The 6,000-nt window shown below is 66.6% G+C and carries 4 protein-coding genes and 3 pseudogenes; 3 read left to right on the forward strand and 4 right to left on the reverse strand.

The window, feature by feature from the left end; genetic code table 11:
* Positions 1 to 333: 333 nt before the first annotated feature.
* Entirely contained in the window at positions 334 to 1,647 is a 1,314-nt protein-coding gene (locus ADL01_RS40900; protein ID WP_053747176.1) for a glycoside hydrolase family 30 beta sandwich domain-containing protein, read from the reverse strand.
* 538 nt (positions 1,648 to 2,185) lie between these two features.
* Here ADL01_RS40900 and ADL01_RS47380 point away from each other — a divergent pair.
* Together ADL01_RS47380 and ADL01_RS47115 are read left to right on the forward strand one after the other, a co-directional pair.
* The gene (locus tag ADL01_RS47380) at positions 2,186 to 2,314 is read left to right on the forward strand and encodes a hypothetical protein (RefSeq protein ID WP_267889975.1); all 129 of its coding nucleotides are present in this window, start codon (positions 2,186 to 2,188) and stop codon (positions 2,312 to 2,314) included.
* Positions 2,315 to 2,651: 337 nt separating this feature from the next.
* Positions 2,652 to 2,741: pseudogene (locus tag ADL01_RS47115) on the forward strand (NAD-dependent epimerase/dehydratase family protein); the annotation flags it as partial.
* Positions 2,742 to 2,954: 213 nt separating this feature from the next.
* On the opposite strand, the gene ADL01_RS40905 reads toward ADL01_RS47115, so the two are convergent.
* Positions 2,955 to 4,472, reverse strand: a complete 1,518-nt coding sequence (locus ADL01_RS40905; RefSeq protein WP_053747177.1) for an alpha-N-arabinofuranosidase — start codon at positions 4,470 to 4,472, stop codon at positions 2,955 to 2,957.
* Positions 4,473 to 4,706: 234 nt separating this feature from the next.
* A complete protein-coding gene (locus ADL01_RS40910) occupies positions 4,707 to 5,423 on the reverse strand; it encodes a substrate-binding domain-containing protein (protein ID WP_159049768.1) in 717 nt (238 codons plus the stop codon).
* A gap of 197 nt (positions 5,424 to 5,620) precedes the next feature.
* Between ADL01_RS40910 and ADL01_RS47385 the strand changes: the two are divergent.
* Positions 5,621 to 5,836, forward strand: a pseudogene (locus ADL01_RS47385) (IS3 family transposase); the annotation flags it as partial.
* A 67-nt stretch (positions 5,837 to 5,903) separates the two neighbouring features.
* On the opposite strand, the pseudogene ADL01_RS48005 reads toward ADL01_RS47385, so the two are convergent.
* Positions 5,904 to 6,000 (reverse strand): annotated as a pseudogene (locus ADL01_RS48005) (class I SAM-dependent methyltransferase); the annotation flags it as partial.

Below are 6,000 nucleotides of genomic sequence, written 5' to 3' on the forward strand. Positions count from 1 at the left end.
CTTGACCACGGGGAGCGGGCGGCGCCCAGTGAACTGCGGCTTTGTCTACGCGACTTGCCGCCTCTTTGCGATCCCTGTCGCCTAGGTCACTAAAAATCGATCTCGGGATTTTGAGATGCTCCGCTGTCGCGGTGTCCGAATGTGCGCCCGCAGGTCTCCGGGAGGCCGCTTGACCTCGACTTAGGGCACGCGGAGGGCACATGCCACCCCCGAATTGGCCTAGACAACAAACCAACTCCAGATGCCGTCTCCAGGAGTTCGTCCTCAGTCGTCGCCATGAGCCGGACTCTGTGCTTCGAAGGGGGCCAAGATCGATCCTGCCGAGCACATCGCTCACGCCGTCACGAAAGTCATCATGCTTCTGGCGGGAAGTGTGACGGTGAAGGAGCCGTTCGACACGCTCGTTGTGCCCTGGGGTGCGACGTTCCTGCTCGTGTCGGTCAGCCAGGACGAGACACCGGTCGTCGTGCTGTTCTTCAGGGTGAACTGCTGGCTCACCGCGGAAGTCCCCTTGTTGAGGGCAACGACGACGACCGTGGACGTACCGCCCAGGTACGCCGAGACGTAGACGTTCGACGCCGGGTTCGCCGTCGCCTCGACCCGCACATGCCCGGGGCGGACGAACCGTGCGAAGTGCGCCATGCAGGCGCCGCGCTTGCTGATCCGGCCGTCCTCCCGCATGGGGCCGTAGCTGCGCCGGATGTACCACCAGACGTATGCCTGGAACTCGGCGTCGACCATGGCGTGGTGGATGTGTTCCCCGACGTCGAGCGCTTGTGGCCAAAGGTCCGCCGAATCGCTGCTGTTGGGATAGTAGACCTCGGTCATCCAGAGTTCTTTGCCCGCGCCCTTCTGCTTGAAGAGGGGATAGGGGAAGTCCGCGAACGGTGTGCCGTAGAGGTGGGCCCCGATGATGTCCACGTTGGCGAGCGCCACGGAGTCGTTGAGGATCGGGTCCGAGATGTTCTTCCGGTACTGGAAGGACTCGGGCGCGATGACCCTGGTGCTGATCGAACCGGCGTTCTCCCGTAGGAACCGGACCATTTCGGCGGGAGTCCACCACGTCCAGTCCTGAGCGAAGTCGGGCTCGTTCTGCACCGAAATGCCGTACAGGTTCACCCCGTTGTTCCGCATGAACGCGTTGAAGTCGTTGAGGTGCTGGGCGTAGGCGCCGTACATGTTGTACCTGAGGCGTCTCGCGTTTGTCTGAGTGCCGTGGACGAAGGTCTCGACCATGTGGGCGGGGGGATTCCACGGCGACGCGATGACGGTCGCCCCGAGCTCGGTCGCGCGCTTTGCCGTCGCCAGGTCACGGCTCCAGTCAGCCTGGTTCTCGGGAACCGGAATCCTCAGCACGGATAGCCCCAGTCGGCCCTCGCTGGTGCCGAACGCCGTGTCCCGCTGGGCGGCCGTCAGGTCACCGATCCAGGCCGTGTGGGTCATGCCGCCGAAGCCCCGGATCGTCTGCCGCCGCGCCGACGGGTCGACGACCGCCGTGGCGGCAGCCGTCGCGGCAGCAGCTCCCGACGCCCCCACGGCCGACGTCGTGGCGGTGAGGGCCGGCAGGGCCCCCAACGTGGCCAGGACGGTCCTCCGGCTCGGCGAGTTCCGCTCGCTGCTCACGGGCTCATTCCGACCTTGCGTCATGTCTCCTCCTCTTGGCTGTGGGCGCTGATCCGCGCCATCGGCATGGGAGCGCTCCCACCCGCAGGAATGACTACGCGCTGGTCTTGTTCGGGGGAGGAGCTGCTGGTCGTTGCCTCGGCCTGCCCTTGGTGGCTCGGGAAGCTGTCGAGACTGTTCGAAATTGCGAATTGCGTGCAAGATTTCGAATACTTGGTAAGCCTGGAAGTTAACGATTGTCACTCACAGCCGTCAAGCCTTCGCGCGCGACGAAGCACGAGCGGGGGAGTGCTCCTGGCGGCGGGACTCCCCCGTGCCTCGGTGCTGACACCGGCGAGGGGCGGCGAGGCCTGTGCGCGCCGAAATCGCCGTGCTCATCGTGGACTTGCTCCAGGGTGGCGGTGGCATCGTCGCTGCCCGGACGGCATGCAACGGTTGCTGAACCGGGCCGACCGGGACGCCAACGCGGTCGGTGACGAAGTCCGAGGCTGCAGTATTGGCGGACTTCCCCCGCCGGGTGAGGGGCGCAGTCGAGGTACACGCGGGAAGGACCTGTCAAGGAGTGACCGAAAACGTTCGTAGGGCTGCCGCCCACCACGGCCTGACTGTCCTCCATGACGACGCGGACTACGGCACCGTCGTCCGGCACGCATCCGACTTGACCGAGCACACCATCCAGGACGTCGTCTGACTCGGACTGGCCAACAACGCGATATGACGAGCGGCCGTGGTCGCCGTAGAGCAGAACCTCGGCACCCAGTTCCCAGGGGGTGCTCCCAGGGCTCAGTCGTTCTCGCGGTGGGCCCGATACGGCGGATATGGTCCTGATGCCCCAGCTCGGCCGTGTTGGTGATTCGTGATGGAACGACAGGTAGATGTGGCTCGCAGTGCTACTTGGCCAGCCGCAGTGCTACTTGGCCACATGACTGGTTGGGGGCACTCACGACATGGCCGCCGTGCCTGTCCCTGCGGGTACCAGTACCAGCAGGATCTGGAACCGAGCGGTCGTGCACGGTGATCCTGTCGTCATGGCACACGTACTCGTTACTGGGGGGACCGGCTTCCTGGGCTCCCACACGATCGCGCGGCTCTTGGCGACGGGGCACAAGGTCACGACCACGCTGCGCTCGCTGAAGAGGCAACCTGACGTCGAAAAGATGCTCTCCGTGGCTGAGGCGCCTGCGACAAGATCTTCCACAAGCAGATCAGCACACGGATCAAGGTGCGTCCTGAGTTGCAGAAGGTGCGTCAACCGGGAGCCGCGGGGCCCGCTTCCCGCGCGCGGTGGCGGCCCAGTCTCGGCCGCGTGCGCACGGGAGCGCGGGGGTAGGTCAGCCCAGCGGCATCCGGACGGTGATGAACGAGTGGGGCGGCAGCGTCAGAGCGAGCCCCTGACCGGTCGTCCTCAGGCTTTCGAAGGGGCGGGGCCTGACCGTTTCCGGGGCGTCGGGTGTGTTGTGGTCCTGGAGGCGGTCGGCTGTCAGGAGGCGGGCGGTCGGCTCGCCGATGGAGGCGCCGCGCAGGTCGAGCGTCACCTCGGCGGGCTCCTCGGCGTCGAGGTTGGACAGAGAGATGAGGACGGTTCCGTCCTTGACGCTGGCCGAGGCGGACAGGGTGTTCAGTTCGGCGTCCCCCACCGGGCGGCTGGCGTCGTCGGTACGCAGGTGCACGGCGAGCGAGGCGGCGTCCTGGTGGCCCTTGTTCATCTCGAACACGTGGTAGGTCGGGGTCAGGACCAGCGCGTCGCCGTCAGTGAGGACCATCGCCTGCAGGACGTTGACGGTCTGGGCGATGTTGGCCATGTACAGGCGGTCGGCGTGCTTGTGGAAGATGTCGAAGTGCGTGCTCGCCACGAGCGCGTCGCGCAGGGTGTTCTGCTGGTACAGGAAACCGGGGTTGCTGCCCGGTTCGACGTCCCACCAGGTGCCCCACTCGTCCAGGACCAGGCCGACCTTCCGGCCCGGGTCGTAGCAGTCCATGACCGTGGAATGGCCGGTGAGGACACGGTCGATCTTCTGGGCGGAGACCATCGTCCGGTAGTAGTCGTCCGTGTCGAAGACCGTGGCGTTGCCCTTCGCCTCCCAGGAGCCGGCCATCGTGTAGTAGTGCACGGACAGGCCCTGGAAGAAGTTACGCGGGGTGGCCTCGCAGCCGAAGCAGCTGATCTGCTGCATCAGCGTCTCGGTCCACTTGTAGTCGTCGCCGGACCCGCCCGAGGCGATGCGGTAGAGCTTGTTGTCGCCGTGGTCCCGGCAGTACGTGGCGTACTGCCGGGCCAGGTCGGCGGAGTACTCGGCGCGCATGTTGCCGCCGCAGCCCCACGTCTCGTTGCCGATGCCCCAGAACTTCACCCGCCAGGGCTCCTCGCGGCCGTTGGCCCTGCGCAGCCGCACCATGGGGCTGTCGCCGTCACGCGTCAGGTACTCGACCCACTCGCTCATCTCCTGCACGGTGCCGCTGCCCACGTTGCCGCTGATGTACGGCTCGGTGCCGAGCAGTTCGCACAGGGCCATGAACTCATGGGTGCCGAAGTGGTTGTTCTCCTCGACGTCGCCCCAGTGCGTGTTGACCATCCTGGGGCGCTGGTCCCTGGGACCGATGCCGTCCTTCCAGTGGTACTCGTCGGCAAAACAGCCGCCGGGCCAGCGCAGGTTGGGGATGTTCAGGGCGCGCAGGGCCTGCACGATGTCGAGGCGGATGCCGCCCTCGTTGGGTATCGGTGAGTCCTCTCCGACCCAGAAGCCGCCGTAGACGCAGCGGCCGAGGTGCTCGGCGAAGTGGCCGTAGAGGTGGCGGCTGATCGTCGGGCCCTCGATGTCGAGGTTGATGATCGCGGTGGCGTGGGTCACGGGCGTACTCCTGTGTGGGTGTGTGGACGTGTGACACTCAAGAGCTCACCAGCGCACGTCGGCGAGAGCGAGCGGTGGGTGAGGAGGGTGCCGGCGGGCTGTGGCAGGTTGCCGGCCGTTTCCGTTGCGGCTGCGCCGCCCGAGGCTTTGAGGGCGGTGGCGTCGGGAAGGCCCAAGGCCGGCGGACCGGGGCTCATCGGCTCGGATCCGTGCAGCAGCGACTGGTGTGGGGAGTCAGGGCACATGCTGCTGGCCGTCCTTGGTCTCCGTCCCCGCGGACCACGACCGGCGTACCCGCAGCGTGAAGCCGGCGATCTCGGTCCGACCGGGCAGTGTGCGGGAGTCCGCGTGGTCCATGCGGGAGCGCAGCAGCGCGACGGCCGTGCGGGCGATCGACGGGCGCTGGGGGTCGACGGTGGTCAGGGGCGGTGTCGTGAAGTGGGCTGCTTCGATATCGTCGAAGCCCGCCAGTGCCACATCGTCGGGGACGGCGACGCCACTGCGGTGCAGGACGGAAAGCGCGCCGATGGCGACCACGTCGTTGTAGCAGAAGAGGGCGTCGAAGCGGGCTCGGGTGCGCAGCAGCCGGGCCACGGCTCCGGCACCGGAGGACCAGAGGTCGGCGTTGTCCACCCCTAGGACCAGCGAGTCGTCGCATGCGACTCCGGCTTCATCGAGGGCCCTGCGATAGCCGTGCAGGCGTCGGCCGCCGGCGCGTGGGCCTGCCGGTTCGCAGATGGCGGCGATGCGGCGGCGGCCCTGGGAGAGCAGGTGGGCGACGACAGCGTGTGCGCCCTGCTCGTCGGCGATCTCGACGTGGTCCAGGCTCATTCCGTCCGCCTCGGTGGGGCGTCCTGGGCACGGGTGAGGACAGCTGCCCCGGTACGCACCGACCGCGGCCGTCAGATACGGCCCCGCCTGTTCGACCAACCGCACGATCTCAGCACTCACTTGTTTCCTCGACCTCTGCGGCTCCGAAAAAGACCAGCGTAGGAAAGCTAGACCCACTGTGGAGTCAAACGTCCGAAGCACTTATAGCGGTTCCACGCACTCCCACCCCCGGCAGCCCTGTACCCACCAGGGAATCGGTCCTCCAACAAGGCTGGCTGAACGCTGGGTGAAACTGACCTGATACGGGTCATGTATTCGACAACGCCGTCAGCGAGGCGTTCAACAGCGTGCTCAAGGTCGAGTACGTCCACCGGCGCACGTTCGCCACCCGCACCGAGGCCCGACTGCGGATCGCGACCTGGATCACCGGCTTCTACAACGGCCGTCGGCTACACAGCGTGTGCGGATATCAGAGTCCGATCGACTACGAGCACGACCACCGGGCCAACTCCGCTTTGGAGCTGGCCGCTTAGAAAATCTCCACAGTTCGAGGGGATTGACCTGTCGGGCGAGCGCCGAGGTCGAGGTTCCCAGGAAATCCCTGCGCAACGGCATGCCGGACCGGCCGTCACCGTCGGTCCTGACCGCCAGCACCTGGTTGACGCCCATCGTGTTGTTCTCGAACCCGACCGCCGAG

It is taken from the genome of Streptomyces sp. NRRL WC-3618 (assembly GCF_001280005.1).
Taxonomy (GTDB): Bacteria; Actinomycetota; Actinomycetes; order Streptomycetales; family Streptomycetaceae; genus Streptomyces.

Bases quoted from the DNA above. Each gene is read 5' to 3' on its own strand.
- ADL01_RS40900 (WP_053747176.1), bottom strand. From the start codon at position 1,647: ATGACGCAAGGTCGGAATGAGCCCGTGAGCAGCGAGCGGAACTCGCCG.